Source organism: Pseudomonas sp. UBA6699, assembly GCF_002454615.1.
Classification (GTDB): Bacteria; Pseudomonadota; Gammaproteobacteria; order Pseudomonadales; family Pseudomonadaceae; genus Aquipseudomonas; species Aquipseudomonas juntendi.
This window is the reverse complement of sequence record NZ_DKJF01000111.1, coordinates 1-16816: the sequence shown is the minus strand read 5'-3', so window position 1 is coordinate 16816 and position 16816 is coordinate 1. Positions and strand designations below refer to the sequence as shown.

The window sequence follows — 16816 nt, the reverse complement described above, 5'->3', positions numbered from 1 at the left end:
TCGGCCTCCCCGGAAGGGCTTCTTCAGCCTGACGAGAATAACTTCTCCCGCCAGGTCAGTCACAACATACTAGGATCGAGCGCAGCTCTCGATTGCGCCGCGCGGGCGGCGCTCGCTCTAACAGGCGCTGCATACCTTGTGGCAAACACCTGTCAGCCCTGATGCGATCCCCGTGGGAGCTGGCTTGCCAGCGATGAGCACAACACAAGCACTGAAGGTTCAGCCCCCAAAAACCGACAGGTTCAACGGCCTCACTGCCCCCATCCAGATCGCATGGTCCCGATGGTCTGCCAGTTCATCACCGGTCAGCGGGTGCATGAACACCACCAAACCCTGGCGATGCAGTGCCAACCAAGGCAATACCACCCCCACCACTTCCGGACCGAAAGCCAGCTGGCAGCTCCAGTCCGGGTGCGGGCCCACCGGTTTCTGGTGCATGCGCCCCATGCTCACGGGAAACAGCCGCGCCGCTTCCTCACACAGCGCCCGAGCCTGCTCCAGGGTCGCTGCATCATAGTAAATGTGGGCGTGGTAACCCTTGATCCTCTGCACGATACCTCCTGGGCCCAAAACCCGCGTGACTCTGCGCCGAACTCACCCTTACCGGCTTCGCTCGTGCTCCAACCAACCTACGAACCGTTCGATCAAAGCGCCCCGGCGTTTGCGCGGCGGCAACACCGCATAATAACCGCGTTCCGAGCGCAGGCTGCCCTCCAGTGGCCGGCAGAGCAAACCCTGCTCGACCAGCCCATCCACCAGGTGCCCCCAGCCAATCGCCACCCCTTGCCCGGCAATCGCCGCCTGTATCAGCAGCGTGTAGTTATCGAATCGCAGTTGCCCGGCTGGCGGTGGGCTGGCCACGCCAAACCCGCGAAACACACCCGCCCAGTCAAACCAGCGGCTGGCCTGCTCACCTTTGAGGTGCAACAACGGCAAGCGCTGCAAAGCCACGGCTGACATGGGTTTGCCATGAATCAGGCGGGGGCTGCACACTGGGAAAACCTCCTCATCGAACAACCAGCGGCTTTCGCCCTGATGAAAGCGCCCATCACCAAACAGTACGGCCACATCGATGTCCGGGCGCAACATGCCCTGGCTGCGCTCACCGGTCACCAGGCTGACATCCACGTGTGGATAAGCCTCGTGAAAGCGCTGCAGGCGCGGCATCAGCCAGAACGCCGCGAACGCGAAGTCGGTGGCCACCTGCAGCACTTCACGCTGGCCGCGCCCACTGACCTGGGCAATACCTTCGTCCATGGCCTGCAACCCTTGGTGCACATGCTCGAACAACAGCTGGCCGGCCTCGGTGAGTTCGATCCCGCGGTACACCCGATCGAACAGGCGTGTGCCCAACTGCGCCTCCAGCCGTTTTACCTGCTGGCTTACCGCAGGCTGGGTGGTGCCCAGCGCCAGGGCCGCCGCAGTGAAGCCACGCAAACGGGCCGCGGCCTCGAACACCCGCAACGTATCCAGCGACAGTTCGGCAAAGCGCTCAAACATAAGCTTGGCTAATCCCAGTCATTGCCCGCCATGGGCTTTACCCATGTTATCCACAGTCGCATCTTGATAGGCAAGCGGTTCGCATAACCTTCAACGATGGAAGCCAGCATGACACGCCCGAATATCCTGTTCATCATGGCCGACCAAATGGCCGCACCCCTGCTGCCCATTTATGGGCCTTCACCCATTCAGATGCCGCACCTCAGCCGCCTGGCCGAGCAGGCCGTGGTGTTCGATTCAGCCTACTGCAACAGCCCGCTATGCGCGCCGTCGCGCTTCACCCTGGTCAGCGGCCAGCTCCCAAGCCGCATCGGTGCCTACGACAATGCTGCCGATTTCCCCGCCGACGTGCCGACCTACGCCCACTACCTGCGCCGCCTGGGCTACCGCACGGCGCTGTCGGGCAAGATGCATTTCTGCGGCCCGGACCAGCTGCATGGTTACGAGGAACGCCTGACCAGCGACATCTACCCGGCCGATTATGGCTGGGCAGTGAACTGGGATGAGCCGGATGTGCGTCCAAGCTGGTACCACAACATGTCCTCGGTACTGCAGGCAGGCCCCTGCGTGCGTACCAACCAGCTGGATTTCGACGAGGAGGTGGTGTTCAAGGCGCGCCAGTACCTCTACGACCACGTGCGCGAGAATGACGGCCGGCCGTTTTGCCTGACCGTGTCGATGACCCACCCCCACGATCCGTACACCATTCCCAAGCACTACTGGGATCGCTACGAGGGTGTGGATATCCCCATGCCCGGCACCGAATTCAGCCAGGCAGAACTGGACCCGCATTCGCAGCGCCTGCTCAAGGTCTATGACCTGTGGAACAAACCCCTACCGGTGGACAAGATCCGCGATGCACGCCGGGCCTATTTCGGCGCCTGCAGCTACATCGACGACAACATCGGCAAGCTGTTGCAGACCTTGCAAGAGTGCGACCTGGCCGACGACACCCTGATCGTGTTCTCCGGCGACCACGGCGACATGCTCGGCGAGCGTGGCCTTTGGTACAAGATGCACTGGTTCGAAATGTCGGCGCGGGTGCCACTGTTGGTTCATGCACCGCAGCGCTTTGCCGCCAGCCGTGTCAGCGCCTCGGTATCGACCTGTGACCTGTTACCGACCCTGGTCGAATTGGCGGGCGGAGCTGTGGATAACACCCTGCATCTGGATGGCCGCTCACTGCTTGGCCACCTGCAAGGGCAGGGCGGCCACGACGAAGTGATCGGCGAATACATGGCCGAAGGCACTGTCGGGCCGCTGATGATGATCCGCCGCGGGCCTTACAAATTCGTGTACGGCGAAGACGACCCTTGCCTACTCTATGATCTTGACCGCGACCCGCACGAGCGGGAGAACCTCGCCAGCAGCCCGGACCACCAGGCGCTGCTGCAGGCGTTCGTCGAGGAAGCCCGACAGCGTTGGGACATGCCCAGCTTGCGCCAGCAGGTACTGGCCAGCCAGCGCCGTCGCCGCCTGGTGGCCGAAGCGCTGGCTACCGGCAAGCTGCACAGCTGGGACCATCAACCATGGGTAGATGCCAGCCAACAGTACATGCGTAACCACATTGATCTCGACGACCTCGAGCGCAAGGCACGTTACCCACAGCCCGCCCCCCTGGATTGAGAAGAGGCCGCCATGCACACGTTTTCCGCCGCCGTACTCACCCTGGCCTTGGGCCTGGGTATCACCCCGGCCCACGCCGCCGACGACGATGCACAATGCAGCACGGTAAAAATGGCCGACCCTGGCTGGAGCGACATAGCCACGACCAACGCCGTGGCCCGGCTGCTACTGGAAAGTCTGGGCTACCAGGTGAAGATCGACAGCCTGGCGGTGCCGATCATCTACGGCGGCCTGAAGGACGGCCGTGTGGATGCCTTCCTTGGCAACTGGATGCCGGCGCAACAGGGCTTTCATGACAAGTTCGTCGCCAATGGGGATGTGCAGCAGTTGTCGCGCAACCTGGAAGGCACCGAGTTCACCTTGGCCGTGCCGGACTACGTCTGGAATGCCGGGGTCAAGGATTTCGCCGACCTGCACAAGCACGCCGACCAGTTCGACAAGAAGCTGTACGGCATCGGTTCCGGCGCACCGGCCAACCTGTTGCTCAAACAAATCATCGACAACAATGAGTTCGACCTTGGCCAGTGGAAACTGGTCGAATCCAGCGAGCAGGCGATGTTGACGCAGGTCGACCGCGCCGTGAAGAAGCAGCAATTCATCACTTTCCTAGGCTGGACGCCACATCCGATGAATGTGAAGCTGAAGATGCACTACCTCACGGGCGGGGAAAAATGGTTCGGTAGCAAAGGCCAGGTGTACACCCTGACGCGCAAGGGTTATCCACAAGCCTGCCCGAATGCGGCGAAGCTGCTAGGCAACCTGAAGTTCACACTGGACATGGAAAACAGCATCATGGCTCAGGTTGTGGACAAGAAGATCAGCTTCGACGACGCGGCCAGGGCCTGGGTCAAGACGCACCCCGAGTTACTGGAAGGGTGGTTGGCCGGGGTCACCACCAAAGCCGATGGCGATGCCTTGGAGGCCGTCAAAGCCAAACTATGAACTCACCAGCAATGCACCTGACCTGTGGGAGCGGGCATGCCCGCTCCCACAGGTCAGGTGCATTTAATCAAGGATTGTGGATAACCCATGCATCGTATCATCCACCTGCTGCCATTCCTCGCCTGGCTCCCGCGCCAATCGGTCCGCAGCCTGCGCCAGGACCTGCTGGTGGGCCTGGGCGGTGCCATCCTCGCGCTGCCGCAGTCCATCGCCTATGCCCTGATCGCCGGCCTGCCTGCCGAATACGGCCTGTACGCCGCCATCGTGCCGGTATTGATCGCCTGCCTGTGGGGTTCGTCCTGGCACCTGATCTGCGGCCCGACCGCGGCCATCTCCATCGTGCTCTACGCCAGCATCAGCCCATTGGCCGTGGCTGGGAGTTCGGACTACATCACGCTGGTGCTGCTGCTCACCTTCCTCGGCGGGGTCTTTCAACTGCTGCTGGGGCTGCTGCGCTTCGGTGCGCTGGTCAATTTCGTCTCGCATTCCGTAGTGCTCGGCTTCACCCTTGGCGCCGCGGTCGTCATTGCCCTGGGGCAATTGCCCAACCTGCTGGGCATGGACCTGCCCAGCCAGGCCACGGCGCTGAAAACCGTACAGGACCTGGCCAGCCATGCCGGCGAAATCAATGTGCCATCCTTGCTGTTGGGCCTGGCCACCGTGGTTATCGGTGTGGCGCTCAAACTCTGGCGCCCGCGCTGGCCCAGCCTGTTGATAAGCCTGATCGCGGTGAGCCTGGTGGCCTGGCTGCTGCCGGGCTGGTTTGGCCATGTGCCGAGGGTCGCGGCATTCACCGGCCAGCTTCCACCCTTGAGCCCGCTGCCCTTGCTGGACGTGGAGCTGATTCTGCGCCTGCTGCCCAGTGCCGTGGCGGTAGGTATGCTGGGGTTGGTCACCAGCCTGTCGATTGCCCGGTCGTTGTCGGCACGCTCGGAACAGCTGATCGACCCTGATCAGGAAATTCGCGCCCAGGGCGTGTCGAACATCGTTGGCGCGTTCTTCTCGGGTTACCTGTCTGCTGGCTCCTTCACCCGTTCGGGCCTGAGCTACGAAGCAGGTGCCCGCTCCCCCATGGCCGGGGTGTTTTCGGCGCTATGGGTGGCGCTGTTCGCCATCACCGGTGCTGGCTTGATCGCACAGTTGCCGATCCCCGCCATGGCCGGCAGCATTCTGTTGATCTGCTGGGGGCTGGTGGACCGCCAAGCCATCCGCGCGCTGTTCCGGGTCAGCCGTTCGGAGTTCCTGGTAATGGCGCTGACGGCGGCGGCAACCTTGCTGCTGGAGTTGCAGACGGCGATCTATGCCGGGGTGCTGGCGTCGCTGTTCTTCTACCTCAAACGCACATCACGGCCACGGGTGCAGCAAAGCCGCGAAGGTGAAGCGGATGTGCTGCGGGTAGGTGGCTCGATCTTCTTTGGCGCGGCGCACTACCTGCAAGTACATTTGCAGCTGTGCCAAGGCCCGCATGTGGTGATCGATGCGCGGCAGGTGAATTTCATCGACTACTCGGGTGTAGACATGTTGCACCGCGAGGCACGGCGCTTGCGGCGCCTGGGCGGGAGCCTGACCTTGCACCGGGCCAGGCCGCAGGTGATCGAGGAATTGCAGAAGCTGGAAGGGGCGCAGTTGTGCCCGATCCGGTTTGAGGAATGAGGTTGAGTTGAGATTTGGGGCTGCTTTGCAGCCCATCGCGACGCAAGGCCGCTCCCACAAGGGATGGGTGTACGCCGACCCAACGCGGCCCCGGCAATTTCAGCCCCGAGCCAATTGCCGGCGCAACTCAGCCAACACCGGAGCGGTATCCGGCCGTACCCCACGCCAGATAAAGAACGCCTCAGCGGCCTGCTCAGCCAGCATCCCCAACCCATCCAGCACTTTGGCCGCGCCCAGCTTCTGCGCCCACTGGCAAAACGGCGTAGGTTCCTTGCCATACATCATGTCGTAGCAAACCGTGCGCCCTGCCTCGACCAAACTGTCGGCAATCGGCGGCAACTCCCCGGCCAAACTGGCTGAAGTGGCGTTGATGATCACATCCACCGGCTCCTGCAACCAGGCAAACCCACTCGCCACCACCGGCCCCAGTTCATCGAACTCCCGCGCCAGCTGCTCGGCCTTTTCCACGGTACGGTTGGCGATCACCAGCGATTGCGGCCTGTGCGCCAGGATCGGCTCCAGCACGCCACGCACTGCACCACCGGCACCGAGAATCAAAATGCGCTTGCCCGTCAGTTCGACCCCGGCATTCACCGTCAGGTCACGCACCAGGCCGGCGCCATCGGTGTTGTCACCTTGCAAAGTGCCGTCAGCCAGCTTGCTCAGTGTGTTCACCGCGCCAGCGCGCTGGGCACGCGGGGTCAGGCTGTCGCACAGGCGGTAGGCCTCTTCCTTGAACGGCACGGTGACATTGCCGCCGCTGCCTTGCTTGAAGAAGCCGCGTGCGCAGTCGCTGAACTCATCCAGCGGCGCCAGCAGGGTGGCGTATTCCAGGTCCTGGCCGGTCTGCTCGGCAAACAGGCGGTGAATCAGCGGCGACTTGCTGTGGCCGATGGGGTTACCAAAAACGACGTACTGGTCCATGGCGGCTCCTTGGTTATCCACAGGCTTACTGGCCAAGCCAGTCGCGGTCTTGCAGGAAGTAGTCGGTCAGGCGCGCTTCTTCGCTGCCCGGTGCCGGCTTCCAGTCATAGCCCCAGCGCACCTGTGGCGGCAGCGACATGAGAATGGACTCGGTGCGCCCGCCCGACTGCAGGCCGAACAGCGTGCCGCGGTCGTAGACCAGGTTGAACTCCACGTAGCGGCCGCGGCGGTATTCCTGGAACTCACGCTGCTGCGGGGTATAGGGGGTGTGCTTGCGGCGCTGGATGATCGGCAGGTAGGCGTCGACATAGGCATCGCCAATGGCACGGATGAAGGCGAAGCAAGTGTCGAAGCCCCACTCGTTCAGGTCGTCGAAGAACAGCCCGCCAATGCCGCGTGGCTCGCCACGGTGCTTGAGGTGGAAGTAGCGGTCGCACCAGGCCTTGTAGCGCGGGTACACATCGGCACCGAAGGGTGCACATGCCTGCTCGGCCACGCGGTGCCAGTGAATGCAGTCTTCCTCGACGCCGTAGTATGGGGTCAGGTCGAAACCGCCACCGAACCACCACACCGCCTCTTCGCCTTCCTTCTCGGCAATGAAGAACCGCACATTGGCGTGCGAGGTGGGCACATGCGGGTTGTACGGGTGAATCACCAGCGACACGCCCAAGGCCTCGAAGCCCCGGCCCGCCAGCTCCGGGCGGTGGGCGCTGGCCGACGGCGGCAGGCCGGCGCCGAACACGTGGGAGAAGTTGACCCCACCTTTCTCGATCAGCTTGCCCTCGCCGATCACCCGCGTACGCCCCCCGCCACCGGCTTCGCGCACCCAGGCATCCTCGACGAAGCGGGCACCGCCGTCTTCGTTTTCGAGGGCAGAGCAGATGCGGTCTTGCAGGTCGAGCAGGTAGGCTTTCACGGCCTCGGTGCGGCTAGTCATCGGGTCACCAGGAACGGGCAGGGAAGAATTCGCCGCGTAGCATAACACCGCCAGCGCGCGCGCCGCAGTTGACGGCGATCAAGCAAAGGCGTCCGATAGAAGGCCTTTCCCGATCCCGACTACAGGAGTACGAGATGGCCAAGCGTATCCAGTTCAGCCAGCATGGCGGCCCCGAAGTGCTGCAGTTTGTGGAATTCGAACCCGCCCCGCCGGGGCCCCAGCAGGTGCGCGTGCGCAACCATGCGATCGGCCTGAACTTCATCGACACCTATTTCCGCAGCGGGCTGTATGCACCGCCATCACTGCCTTCGGGGCTGGGCACCGAAGCGGCCGGTGTGGTCGAGGCCGTGGGCGAAGGCGTGACCCGGCTGAAGGTGGGTGACCGCGTGGCCCATGCCGGCGGCCCGCTGGGCGCATACAGCGAGGTTCACACGCTGCCGGAGGCCAACCTGGTCAAGCTGCCCGACAACATCAGCTTCGAGCAGGCAGCGGCGGTGATGCTCAAGGGGTTGACCGTGCAGTACCTGCTGAAGCAAACCTACCAGGTGAAGGCGGGTGACGTGGTCCTGTTCCATGCGGCCGCCGGTGGCGTGGGTTCGCTGGCGTGCCAATGGGTGAAAGCGTTGGGTGCCAAGCTGATCGGCACTGTGAGTTCTGCCGAGAAGGCGGAGCGGGCCAAAGCGCTGGGCGCATGGGCGACTATCGACTACAGCCATGAAGACGTGGCCAAGCGGGTGCTGGAGCTGACCGACGGCAAGAAATGCCCGGTGGTGTACGACGGCGTTGGCGCCGATACCTGGCTGACATCGCTGGACTGCCTGCAACCGCGCGGGCTGATGGTGAGCTTCGGTAATGCCTCGGGTGCGGTCAGCGGGGTGAACCTGGGGATTCTGGCGCAGAAGGGTTCGCTGTATGTGACCCGGCCGACCTTGGCGACCTATGCCAACAATGCCGAAAACACCCAGGCCATGGCCGATGACCTGTTTGCGATGATTGGCAGTGGCAAGCTGGTTGTGGATATCCAGCAGCGGTACCCGCTGAGTGAGGCGGCCAAGGCGCAGGCAGAGCTGTCGGCGCGGCGGACTGTAGGGTCGACAGTACTCATTCCCTGAGCCACACACGTTCCCTGTGGGAGCGGGCATGCCCGCGAAGAAGCCACCGCGGTGGATGGCACCGGCTTTGCCGGTGTTCGCGGGCGCGCCCGCTCCCACAGGTGCTGCGTCGGCTCTGCAAGCTGCGCTATGGCTGTGAGGGTCGGTTCGTCGGTGGCGGGGTCGACTCGATCCCATCGAGGATTGCCTCGACCACCCCCTCTGCCATTTCAATCGCATGCAGGTTCGACCAGAACATGCCACGGCCCTCTTCGCGCATGTAGTCCAGAGCTTTGTAGCCGGTTTCGTAGGCGCTGCGCAGGTACAGGGCTACGTGGACCAGAGCGTCCTCGGCGGAAATGTTCGGGTTGACGGTGAAGAGCGGGTCATGGCCGGCGTCGCAGCGGCCGAACGGGCGAGTGGAGGTGCAGGGTAGGGGTGGATCGGGCACTATTTTTTTCATGGCTTGCTCCAGGCATGAGCAGGCGCCAAGCCGTTACCACACGGTTTAGGCGGCAGCTGTACGCGAGGTGGTAAACCGGGCTGGAGGCGCTCCCGGCAGGCACGAAGCCTCCCGCGCACAGCTGCCATAGCTGTGACGCCCCAAGCACATCCGGGTTACCACACCCGATCGCCAAGTTATTCGGCGACGGTTGAAGCCTAAGGGCAGAGGTTCCCACTGAGAAGGTGATGGCAGAGGACGCGGGTCGTAGGATATTTCCCAAGCCGCGAGCTGGACAGCCATTTTGGCAACAATCAGAAAACCCTGACTGCAATCGCGCACCAGCATCGAGCGCTGCGCCGCGGGGAGGGTGAGGGGCGCCGCTTGACCATGAATGCTCGGAGGCGTAGCCTTTGCTCCTGAGGTTGTGCTGGTGCGCCGGTTGAGTTTCAAGTTATCCGGGCGAGTACATCCTTACCATTCAGGCCGCTCAAGCGGCCTTTATTTTTTGGGCTTGTTTCTATCCCCTTTAGGGATAATCGAATACAGCTCTGCCTTGGGCTTGCGAGCCGTCAGTTCAAAAATCGCCTCATCAAAAACTTCATTGCCATAGCCATCGTCACGACCAATCGTGCTGCGAAGAGCGGTCATGCGCGTGGCGTTTTTCCAGATTGATGTCGCCGCCAGTGCTGCCTCGATTTGCAAAACCATGTCATCAATGGTGGAGCCATCTCGAATCACCCGGCTTCTGTAGGCATGGCTACCGATGAATACGATGCCCGGATCCTCAAGCAGCGGTAGTTCCTGCGCTTCTTTCTGCCTGTTTATCGCTTCAAATTGATCTGCGGTAAACCTGCCTATTTCCACCGATCTAACCCGGTTGTTGGACGCAAGCTGCTGCAGATTCGCCCTTATCAGATATTCGGCATTTTTGAATAGCGGCATTGCTTCGGATGCTCCCGCCGAATTGCGACGTGAGCAGGCTAGAGGCAGGGGTTCCAGCATGGAAGGTGATGACTTAGGACTGAGACAGTAGGAAGCTTCCCAATTGGCAAGATCGGGCAAATCAGAAATAGGTCTGACGATTAGTGTGGCCGCTTTGCGGCCCTTTCGCGACACAAGGCCGCTCCTACAGGCATAGCGCCAGGGCTGAAAGCTGCGCTGTACTTGTAGGAGCGGCCTTGTGTCGCGAAACGAGGGCGAAGCCCTCGCCAGCGGTATCAACCCGGCCGAACAACCTCACCGGTAGCCAGGTTGCGAATCACGCTCGGATTCTTCCGCCCCCCCAGCGCGCCACCCAGCACCAGGTCCAGCTGGCCATGGAAGTACTGCTCCACCCGCAACCGGGTCTTCGCCGCCGGGCGCCCGCCGGGGTTGCACGAGGTGGAAATCAACGGCCCCACCAGCGCGCACAGTTCGCGCACCACCGGGTGGTCACTGACCCGCAGCGCTACGGTGTCATGCTGCCCGGTCACCCACTCCGGCAACAGGTCCTGGTGCGGCACCAGCCAGGTATTGGGCCCCGGCCAGGTGCTGCCCATACGGTCGATCCAGTCCTCGGGGAAATCTTCGAACAAAAAGTCGAACTGGCGGATAGTGTCGGCGACCAGGATCAGGCCTTTATCCACAGGTCGCGACTTCAGCGCCAGCAGGCGGTACACCGCGTCCTCGTTCCAGGGGTCGCAGCCCAGGCCCCAGACCGCTTCCGTTGGGTAGGCGATTACTGCGCCCGCCCGGATCTCACGTGCGGCTTGTTGCACACGAAAACTGCTTACCATTGCTGTTACTCCGCCTATGAACTTGCCTGTGCGCAGTGTACTTAGCCCGCGCGGGCAAACCAACGCCCGGCTTCATTGCTGACCCGCCCCTCCAGTTCCAGCTCGGTCAATTGCGCAAGCACTTCGGCCAGTGGCAACTCGCTGCAATGGGCCAGGCTTTCGCTGGTCTGGGGCGCCGCGTGCAGCAAGGCCAGCAGTGGGTGGTCGAACTTGTCCACAACCGCAGGTGGCAGGTTCTGCCAGCCCTGCAGGCTTTCCATGATCTGCTCCACGGTTTCAACCAGCAGCGCGCCGTCGCGAATCAACTGGTGGCAGCCCTTGGCCCCAGGGTGGTGGATGGAGCCCGGAATGGCATACACCTCGCGGCCTTGTTCTGCCGCCAGCCGCGCCGTGATCAGCGAACCACTGGCCAGGCTGGCCTCGACCACCAACACGCCCAGCGACAAGCCACTGATGATGCGGTTACGCCGGGGGAAGTTGCTGGGCTGCGGCCCGGCATCCAGCGGGTACTCGGAAACCAGCGCGCCGCCGCTGTCGATAATCGCCTGCGCAAGCGCGGTGTGCCGCTGTGGATAAAGTTTTTGCAGCCCTGTGCCGAGCACCGCGATCGTACCCCCACCGGCCTGTATTGCGGCCCGATGAGCGGCGCCGTCGATACCCACCGCCAGCCCGCTGGTAATCGTGAAGCCGGCCTGGGCCAGGTAACGGGAAAACGCCGCGGCGGTATCGAGGGCTGGCGGTGAAGCGCGCCTGCTTCCCACAATTGCCAGCTGCGGGCGCTCGAGCAGGGCAGGGTCGCCGGCGACAAACAGCAATGGCGGAGCGTCATCGATTTCCCCCAGCAGCGGCGGGTAACCAGGGCCGTCAAACATCAGTAAATGCTGGCCCGGCTGCTCTAGCCAGGCCATCGCCGCCAGCGCTCCGTCGCGCACTTCGGCACTGCGCCGCGCGTCGATTGCTGCCTGGGGAATGCCCAACGCGCGCCAGGCGCCGGCGGGTGCGCACAGGGCAGAAGATGCGCTGCCAAACGCCTCCAGCAACGTGCAGAAACGCCGCAGGCCGGTGTCCGGCAAGCGGTGCAGACGCAGCCGCGCCTCCAGTTCAGCCGGCGCAACAGGCGACGAATGGTGATTCGACATGGGGATCATCCTTGATCTGAAAAGGGCCATCGGCGTGGCACAAGCTGTGGATAACTGTGTTGATAACGGTTTGACAACCTGTCTATCGAATAGCCGACAAGCAGGCCCTGAAAACCCTAGACGAGCTTTCACAGGTGCTGAAATCCACGTTTGCCTTTATTATGTGTGCTCAGTTTTCAACCAAACGCACAGTGACTGCCTGACCTTATGGCCATCTTGAACATTCTCGAATTCCCCGACCCGCGCCTGCGCACCATCGCCAAGCCGGTGACGGTGTTCGACGACGCCCTGCGTCAGCTGATCGACGACATGTTTGAAACCATGTACGAAGCCCCCGGCATCGGCCTGGCCGCGACCCAGGTCAACGTGCACCAGCAGGTCGTGGTGATGGACCTCAGCGAAGACCGCAGCGAACCGCGGGTCTTCATCAACCCTACGGTCGAAGAGCTGACCGACGACATGGGCCAGTACCAGGAAGGTTGCCTGTCGGTGCCGGGCTTCTACGAGAACGTCGACCGCCCGCTGCGGGTACGGGTTAAAGCCCAGGACCGCGACGGCAAGCCGTTCGAGCTGGAGTGCGAAGGCTTGCTGGCGGTCTGCGTGCAGCACGAATTCGATCACCTCAACGGCAAGCTGTTCGTCGACTATCTGTCGCAGCTCAAACGCGACCGGATCAAGAAGAAACTGGAAAAGCAGCACCGCCAGCAAGCCTGATCCCCACCTTCCAGAAGGCTTGCTCCGGCAAGCCTTTTTCTTTTTTGAAGCGAGAACTCCATGCGCATCGTCTTTGCAGGCACCCCAGAGTTTGCTGCCGAACACCTCAAGGCCCTGCTCGACAGCCCTTACGAGATCGTGGCCGTCTACACCCAGCCTGACCGCCCTGCCGGCCGTGGCCAGAAGCTGATGCCCAGTGCGGTCAAGGCGCTGGCCGTGGCCCATGGCATCCCGGTACTGCAGCCGCAAACCCTGCGCAACGCCGAGGCGCAAGCTGAACTTGCCGCACTGCAGCCAGACTTGATGGTCGTGGTTGCCTACGGCCTGATTCTGCCGCAGGCGGTGCTGGATATCCCCCGCCTGGGCTGCATCAACAGCCACGCCTCCTTGCTGCCGCGCTGGCGCGGTGCAGCGCCGATCCAGCGTGCCGTGGAAGCCGGCGATACCGAAAGCGGTGTCACCGTGATGCGCATGGAAGCCGGCCTGGATACCGGCCCGATGCTGCTCAAGGTAACCACCCCGATCAGCGCCGAGGACACCGGCGGTAGCCTGCATGACCGCCTTGCGCAAATGGGCCCGCCCGCCGTCGTGCAGGCCATCGCCGGCCTGGCCGACGGGTCGCTGCAAGGCGAGGTGCAAAACGATGCCCTGGCCACTTATGCACACAAGCTGAACAAGGACGAAGCGCGCCTGGACTGGTGCCGCCCGGCCGTCGAACTGGAGCGCCTGATCCGTGCCTTCAACCCTTGGCCGGTGTGCCACAGCACCCTCGATGGCGAGAGCGTGAAGGTGCTGGCAGCCAACGTGGCGGCAGGCAAAGGTGAGCCGGGCGAGATCCTGTCCGCCAGTAAAGATGGCCTGGTGGTTGCCTGTGGTGACCAGGCACTGAGCCTGACCCGCCTGCAACTGCCCGGTGGCAAGGCGCTGAGCTTCAACGACCTGTTCAACAGCCGCCGCGAGAAGTTCGCCGCCGGCAAGGTACTTGGCCAATGAACCCACGCCTCGCCGCCGCCCGTGCCCTTGCCGCAGTACTCAGCGGCAAGGCTTCATTGAACAGCTCGCTGCCGGCACAACTGGACAAGGTCGATGAGCGCGACCGCGGCCTGACCCAGGACCTGGCGTTCGGCACTGCCCGCTGGCAGCCCCGGCTCGACCTGCTGGCTGCCCAGCTGCTGCAGAAGCCGTTCAAAGCCGCAGACGCCGATGTGCAGGCGCTGCTGCTGGTCGGCCTGTACCAGCTGTTCTACACCCGAATTCCGGCCCACGCCGCAATTGGCGAGACCGTGGGTTGTGCCGACAAACTGAAGAAACCCTGGGCCAAGGGCCTGCTCAATGCCGTGCTGCGCCGCGCCCAGCGCGAAGGCGAAGCGCTGCTGGCCGGCATGGAGCGCGACCCCGTGGTACGCACCGCCCACCCGCGCTGGCTGCAAAAGGCGCTGAAGGCCTTCTGGCCAGAGCAGTGGGAGGCCATTTGCGCCGCCAACAATGCGCACCCGCCGATGATCTTGCGGGTCAACCGCCGTCATCACAGCCGTGATGCCTACCTGGGCCTGCTAACCGACGCGGGCGTTGCCGCCAGCGCCTGCCACTACAGCCGCGATGGCATCGTGCTGGCCGAAGCCTGCGACGTACGTGGCCTGCCAGGCTTCGCCGAGGGCTGGGTGAGTGTGCAGGACGAAGCCGCGCAGCTGTCCGCTGACTTGCTGGAGCTGGCCGCCGGCCAACGCGTGCTCGACGCCTGTTGCGCGCCCGGCGGCAAAACCTGCCACCTGCTGGAAGCCGAACCAGGCCTGGCTCACCTGACAGCCATCGACCTTGAGGCCAAGCGCCTGAACCGCGTGCGCGAGAACCTCGACCGCCTGCAGCTCGATGCCGAGCTGATCGCCTGCGACGCCCGCGACACTGCCAGCTGGTGGGACGGCAAACCGTTCCAGCGCATCTTGCTGGACGCCCCCTGCTCGGCCACTGGTGTGATCCGCCGCCACCCGGATATCAAGCTGACCCGCCAGGCCGACGACATTCCGGCCCTGGCCGCCCTGCAAGGTGAACTGCTCGATGCCCTGTGGCCGACACTGGAAGTGGGCGGCATGCTGCTGTATGCCACTTGCTCCAGCCTGCCGACCGAGAACACGCAAGTGGTCGAGGCGTTCCTCGCCCGCACCCCCGGCGCGCGGGAGCTGGACCTGGCCACCGAGGCCGGCCTGCGCCAGCCGCACGGCCGCCAGTTGCTGGCCCAGGAAGGCGGCCACGACGGGTTCTACTATGCCAAGCTGATCAAGATCGCCGCCTCGCGCGGGTAAGCACAAAAGGGTAGGGAGTAGCGGATGAAAATCATCATCCTCGGCGCAGGGCAAGTGGGCGGTACGCTGGCAGAGCACCTGGCCAGCGAGGCCAACGACATTACCGTGGTCGATACCGACGGCGACCGCCTGCGCGACCTGGGCGACCGCCTGGACATCCGCACCGTGCAAGGCCGCGGCTCGCTGCCGACGGTGCTGCGCCAGGCCGGTGCCGACGACGCCGACATGCTGGTGGCGGTAACCAACAGCGACGAAACCAATATGGTTGCCTGCCAGGTGGCCTATTCGCTGTTCCACACCCCGACCAAGATTGCCCGGGTACGCGAGTCGGCCTACCTGACCCGTGAAGAGCTGTTCGACAATGACCACATCCCGGTCGACGTGCTGATCAGCCCCGAGCAGGTGGTGACCAACTACATCAGGCGCCTGATCGAACACCCAGGGTCGCTGCAGGTGATCGACTTCGCCGAAGGCAAGGCGCAGCTGGTGGCCGTGAAGGCTTACTACGGCGGGCCGCTGGTGGGCCAGCAACTGCGCCAGATCCGCGCGCACATGCCTAACGTGGATACCCGTGTGGCCGCCATTTTCCGCCGCGACCGGCCAATCACCCCGCGTGGCGACACGGTGATCGAAGCCGATGACGAGGTGTTCTTCATTGCCGCGAAAAAAGACATCCGGGCAGTGATGGGCGAGTTGCGTCGTATCGACCAGACCAACAAGCGCATCGTCATTGCCGGTGGAGGCCAAATTGGCGAGCGCCTGGCCGAAGCCATCGAAAGCCGCTATCAGGTGAAGATCATCGAGATGAGCCCAGCTCGCTGCCGGCACCTGTCCGATACGCTAGACAGCACCGTGGTGTTGCAGGGCAGCGCCTCGGACAGGGACCTGATGCTGGAAGAAAACATCGCCGACGCCGATATCTTCCTGGCCCTGACCAACGATGACGAAGCCAACATCATGTCGTCGCTGCTGGCCAAGCGCCTGGGTGCAGGCAAGGTGATGACCATCATCAACAACCCAGCCTACGTCGACCTGGTGCAGGGGGGTGAGATCGACATTGCCATCAGCCCGCAGCTGGCGACCATCGGCACCCTGCTGGCCCACGTGCGCCGGGGCGACATTGTCAGCGTGCACTCGCTGCGCCGTGGCGCAGCCGAAGCGATCGAGGCGGTGGCCCATGGCGATGCCAAGTCGAGCAAGGTCGTTGGCAAGGCGATAGCGGACATCAACCTGCCACCGGGTACCACCATCGGCGCGATCATCCGTGCCGAAGAGGTCATGATTGCCCACGACAACACCCTGATCGAATCGGGTGACCATGTGATCCTGTTCGTTGTGGATAAAAAGCACATTCGCGATGTGGAGAAGCTGTTCCACGTCGGCTTGAGTTTCTTCTAGGAGCAAAGGGCATGCGCGAGTCGCTGGAGAAGATGCTGGCCAAGGGTGTGGATAACCCGTTGCTGCGTTTCGGGCTGGGCAAGGCCTGGCTGGATGAAGGTAACGGTGCAGAAGCTGCGGTGCACCTGGCGCGCTGTGTAGAGCAGGACCCGAAGTACTCGGCAGCCTGGAAGCTGCTGGGCAAGGCCTGCCTGTTGCAGGGTGACCTGCCAGCGGCGCGCAAGGCCTGGGAGGATGGGATCGTGGCGGCACAGGCCCACGGGGACAAGCAGGCCGAGAAAGAGATGACCGTTTTTCTCAAGAAGCTGAACAAGGCTTGAGATAGCCGGGGCTGCTTTGCAGCCCATCGCAGGCAAGCCAGCTTGTATGGTT

General features: G+C 63.3%; 17 protein-coding genes. 9 read left to right on the top strand and 8 right to left on the bottom strand.

Annotated features, from left to right (window positions below; genetic code table 11):
• Positions 1-219: 219 nt before the first annotated feature.
• Entirely contained in the window at positions 220-552 is a 333-nt protein-coding gene (locus B3361_RS21290; RefSeq protein WP_009682330.1) for a DOPA 4,5-dioxygenase family protein, read from the bottom strand.
• A gap of 48 nt (positions 553-600) precedes the next feature.
• Positions 601-1500 carry a choline sulfate utilization transcriptional regulator gene (locus B3361_RS21285; RefSeq protein WP_009682331.1) on the bottom strand — a complete coding sequence of 300 codons (900 nt, stop codon included), beginning with the start codon at positions 1498-1500 and terminating at the stop codon, positions 601-603.
• 108 nt (positions 1501-1608) lie between these two features.
• Between B3361_RS21285 and betC the strand changes: the two genes are divergently transcribed.
• The 3 genes from betC to B3361_RS21270 all read left to right on the top strand — a co-directional run bounded on the left by betC (position 1609) and on the right by B3361_RS21270 (position 5721).
• The gene (gene betC / locus B3361_RS21280; protein ID WP_009682332.1) at positions 1609-3126 is read left to right on the top strand and encodes a choline-sulfatase; all 1518 of its coding nucleotides are present in this window, start codon (positions 1609-1611) and stop codon (positions 3124-3126) included.
• Positions 3127-3138: 12 nt separating this feature from the next.
• Positions 3139-4068, top strand: a complete 930-nt coding sequence (gene choX, locus B3361_RS21275; protein WP_054906120.1) for a choline ABC transporter substrate-binding protein — start codon at positions 3139-3141, stop codon at positions 4066-4068.
• An 87-nt stretch (positions 4069-4155) separates the two neighbouring features.
• Complete coding sequence (locus tag B3361_RS21270) at positions 4156-5721, top strand: SulP family inorganic anion transporter (RefSeq protein ID WP_054906119.1); 1566 nt, start codon at positions 4156-4158, stop codon at positions 5719-5721.
• 99 nt (positions 5722-5820) lie between these two features.
• On the opposite strand, the gene aroE is transcribed toward B3361_RS21270, so the two are convergent.
• Together aroE and hemF are read right to left on the bottom strand one after the other, a co-directional pair.
• Complete coding sequence (aroE, locus tag B3361_RS21265) at positions 5821-6645, bottom strand: shikimate dehydrogenase (RefSeq protein WP_009682335.1); 825 nt, start codon at positions 6643-6645, stop codon at positions 5821-5823.
• A gap of 25 nt (positions 6646-6670) precedes the next feature.
• Positions 6671-7582, bottom strand: coding sequence for an oxygen-dependent coproporphyrinogen oxidase (gene hemF, locus B3361_RS21260; RefSeq protein WP_054906117.1), 912 nt, complete (start codon positions 7580-7582; stop codon positions 6671-6673).
• A 134-nt stretch (positions 7583-7716) separates the two neighbouring features.
• Here hemF and B3361_RS21255 point away from each other — a divergent pair, with 134 nt between their 5' ends.
• Positions 7717-8694 carry an NADPH:quinone reductase gene (locus B3361_RS21255; protein WP_054906116.1) on the top strand — a complete coding sequence of 326 codons (978 nt, stop codon included), beginning with the start codon at positions 7717-7719 and terminating at the stop codon, positions 8692-8694.
• 127 nt (positions 8695-8821) lie between these two features.
• On the opposite strand, the gene B3361_RS21250 is transcribed toward B3361_RS21255, so the two are convergent.
• From B3361_RS21250 to dprA, 4 genes are all read right to left on the bottom strand, one after another.
• Positions 8822-9136, bottom strand: a complete 315-nt coding sequence (locus B3361_RS21250) for a hypothetical protein (RefSeq protein ID WP_054906115.1) — start codon at positions 9134-9136, stop codon at positions 8822-8824.
• A 480-nt stretch (positions 9137-9616) separates the two neighbouring features.
• Positions 9617-10060: a hypothetical protein gene (locus B3361_RS21245; protein WP_054906114.1), complete on the bottom strand. Its 444-nt coding sequence runs from the start codon at positions 10058-10060 to the stop codon at positions 9617-9619.
• Between the two features lie 275 nt (positions 10061-10335).
• Positions 10336-10893: an L-threonylcarbamoyladenylate synthase gene (locus tag B3361_RS21240; protein ID WP_054906113.1), complete on the bottom strand. Its 558-nt coding sequence runs from the start codon at positions 10891-10893 to the stop codon at positions 10336-10338.
• Positions 10894-10934: 41 nt separating this feature from the next.
• Complete coding sequence (dprA, locus tag B3361_RS21235; RefSeq protein ID WP_054906112.1) at positions 10935-12032, bottom strand: DNA-processing protein DprA; 1098 nt, start codon at positions 12030-12032, stop codon at positions 10935-10937.
• A 207-nt stretch (positions 12033-12239) separates the two neighbouring features.
• Here dprA and def point away from each other — a divergent pair, with 207 nt between their 5' ends.
• The 5 genes from def to B3361_RS21210 are packed head-to-tail and all read left to right on the top strand — an operon-like array spanning position 12240 to position 16764.
• Entirely contained in the window at positions 12240-12746 is a 507-nt protein-coding gene (def, locus tag B3361_RS21230) for a peptide deformylase (protein ID WP_009682343.1), read from the top strand.
• A 60-nt stretch (positions 12747-12806) separates the two neighbouring features.
• A complete protein-coding gene (fmt, locus tag B3361_RS21225) occupies positions 12807-13739 on the top strand; it encodes a methionyl-tRNA formyltransferase (protein ID WP_054906111.1) in 933 nt (310 codons plus the stop codon).
• The gene (gene rsmB, locus B3361_RS21220; protein WP_054906110.1) at positions 13736-15046 is read left to right on the top strand and encodes a 16S rRNA (cytosine(967)-C(5))-methyltransferase RsmB; all 1311 of its coding nucleotides are present in this window, start codon (positions 13736-13738) and stop codon (positions 15044-15046) included. The genes fmt and rsmB overlap by 4 nt, the downstream gene beginning before the upstream one ends.
• A 24-nt stretch (positions 15047-15070) precedes the next feature.
• The gene (gene trkA, locus B3361_RS21215; RefSeq protein WP_009682347.1) at positions 15071-16444 is read left to right on the top strand and encodes a Trk system potassium transporter TrkA; all 1374 of its coding nucleotides are present in this window, start codon (positions 15071-15073) and stop codon (positions 16442-16444) included.
• Positions 16445-16455: 11 nt separating this feature from the next.
• Positions 16456-16764, top strand: coding sequence for a tetratricopeptide repeat protein (locus B3361_RS21210; protein WP_054906109.1), 309 nt, complete (start codon positions 16456-16458; stop codon positions 16762-16764).
• Positions 16765-16816 lie beyond the last annotated feature (52 nt).

What these genes read in the sequence shown, in the direction of transcription:
- B3361_RS21250 (WP_054906115.1), bottom strand. Translation starts at nt 9,136, where the DNA reads ATGAAAAAAATAGTGCCCGATCCACCCCTACCCTGCACCTCCACTCGC.
- B3361_RS21210 (WP_054906109.1), top strand. Translation starts at nt 16,456, where the DNA reads ATGCGCGAGTCGCTGGAGAAGATGCTGGCCAAGGGTGTGGATAACCCG.
- dprA (WP_054906112.1), bottom strand. Translation starts at nt 12,032, where the DNA reads ATGTCGAATCACCATTCGTCGCCTGTTGCGCCGGCTGAACTGGAGGCG.
- def (WP_009682343.1), top strand. Translation starts at nt 12,240, where the DNA reads ATGGCCATCTTGAACATTCTCGAATTCCCCGACCCGCGCCTGCGCACC.
- betC (WP_009682332.1), top strand. Translation starts at nt 1,609, where the DNA reads ATGACACGCCCGAATATCCTGTTCATCATGGCCGACCAAATGGCCGCA.
- aroE (WP_009682335.1), bottom strand. Translation starts at nt 6,645, where the DNA reads ATGGACCAGTACGTCGTTTTTGGTAACCCCATCGGCCACAGCAAGTCG.
- rsmB (WP_054906110.1), top strand. Translation starts at nt 13,736, where the DNA reads ATGAACCCACGCCTCGCCGCCGCCCGTGCCCTTGCCGCAGTACTCAGC.
- B3361_RS21270 (WP_054906119.1), top strand. Translation starts at nt 4,156, where the DNA reads ATGCATCGTATCATCCACCTGCTGCCATTCCTCGCCTGGCTCCCGCGC.
- trkA (WP_009682347.1), top strand. Translation starts at nt 15,071, where the DNA reads ATGAAAATCATCATCCTCGGCGCAGGGCAAGTGGGCGGTACGCTGGCA.
- fmt (WP_054906111.1), top strand. Translation starts at nt 12,807, where the DNA reads ATGCGCATCGTCTTTGCAGGCACCCCAGAGTTTGCTGCCGAACACCTC.
- B3361_RS21245 (WP_054906114.1), bottom strand. Translation starts at nt 10,060, where the DNA reads ATGCCGCTATTCAAAAATGCCGAATATCTGATAAGGGCGAATCTGCAG.
- B3361_RS21255 (WP_054906116.1), top strand. Translation starts at nt 7,717, where the DNA reads ATGGCCAAGCGTATCCAGTTCAGCCAGCATGGCGGCCCCGAAGTGCTG.
- B3361_RS21285 (WP_009682331.1), bottom strand. Translation starts at nt 1,500, where the DNA reads ATGTTTGAGCGCTTTGCCGAACTGTCGCTGGATACGTTGCGGGTGTTC.
- B3361_RS21240 (WP_054906113.1), bottom strand. Translation starts at nt 10,893, where the DNA reads ATGGTAAGCAGTTTTCGTGTGCAACAAGCCGCACGTGAGATCCGGGCG.
- hemF (WP_054906117.1), bottom strand. Translation starts at nt 7,582, where the DNA reads ATGACTAGCCGCACCGAGGCCGTGAAAGCCTACCTGCTCGACCTGCAA.
- choX (WP_054906120.1), top strand. Translation starts at nt 3,139, where the DNA reads ATGCACACGTTTTCCGCCGCCGTACTCACCCTGGCCTTGGGCCTGGGT.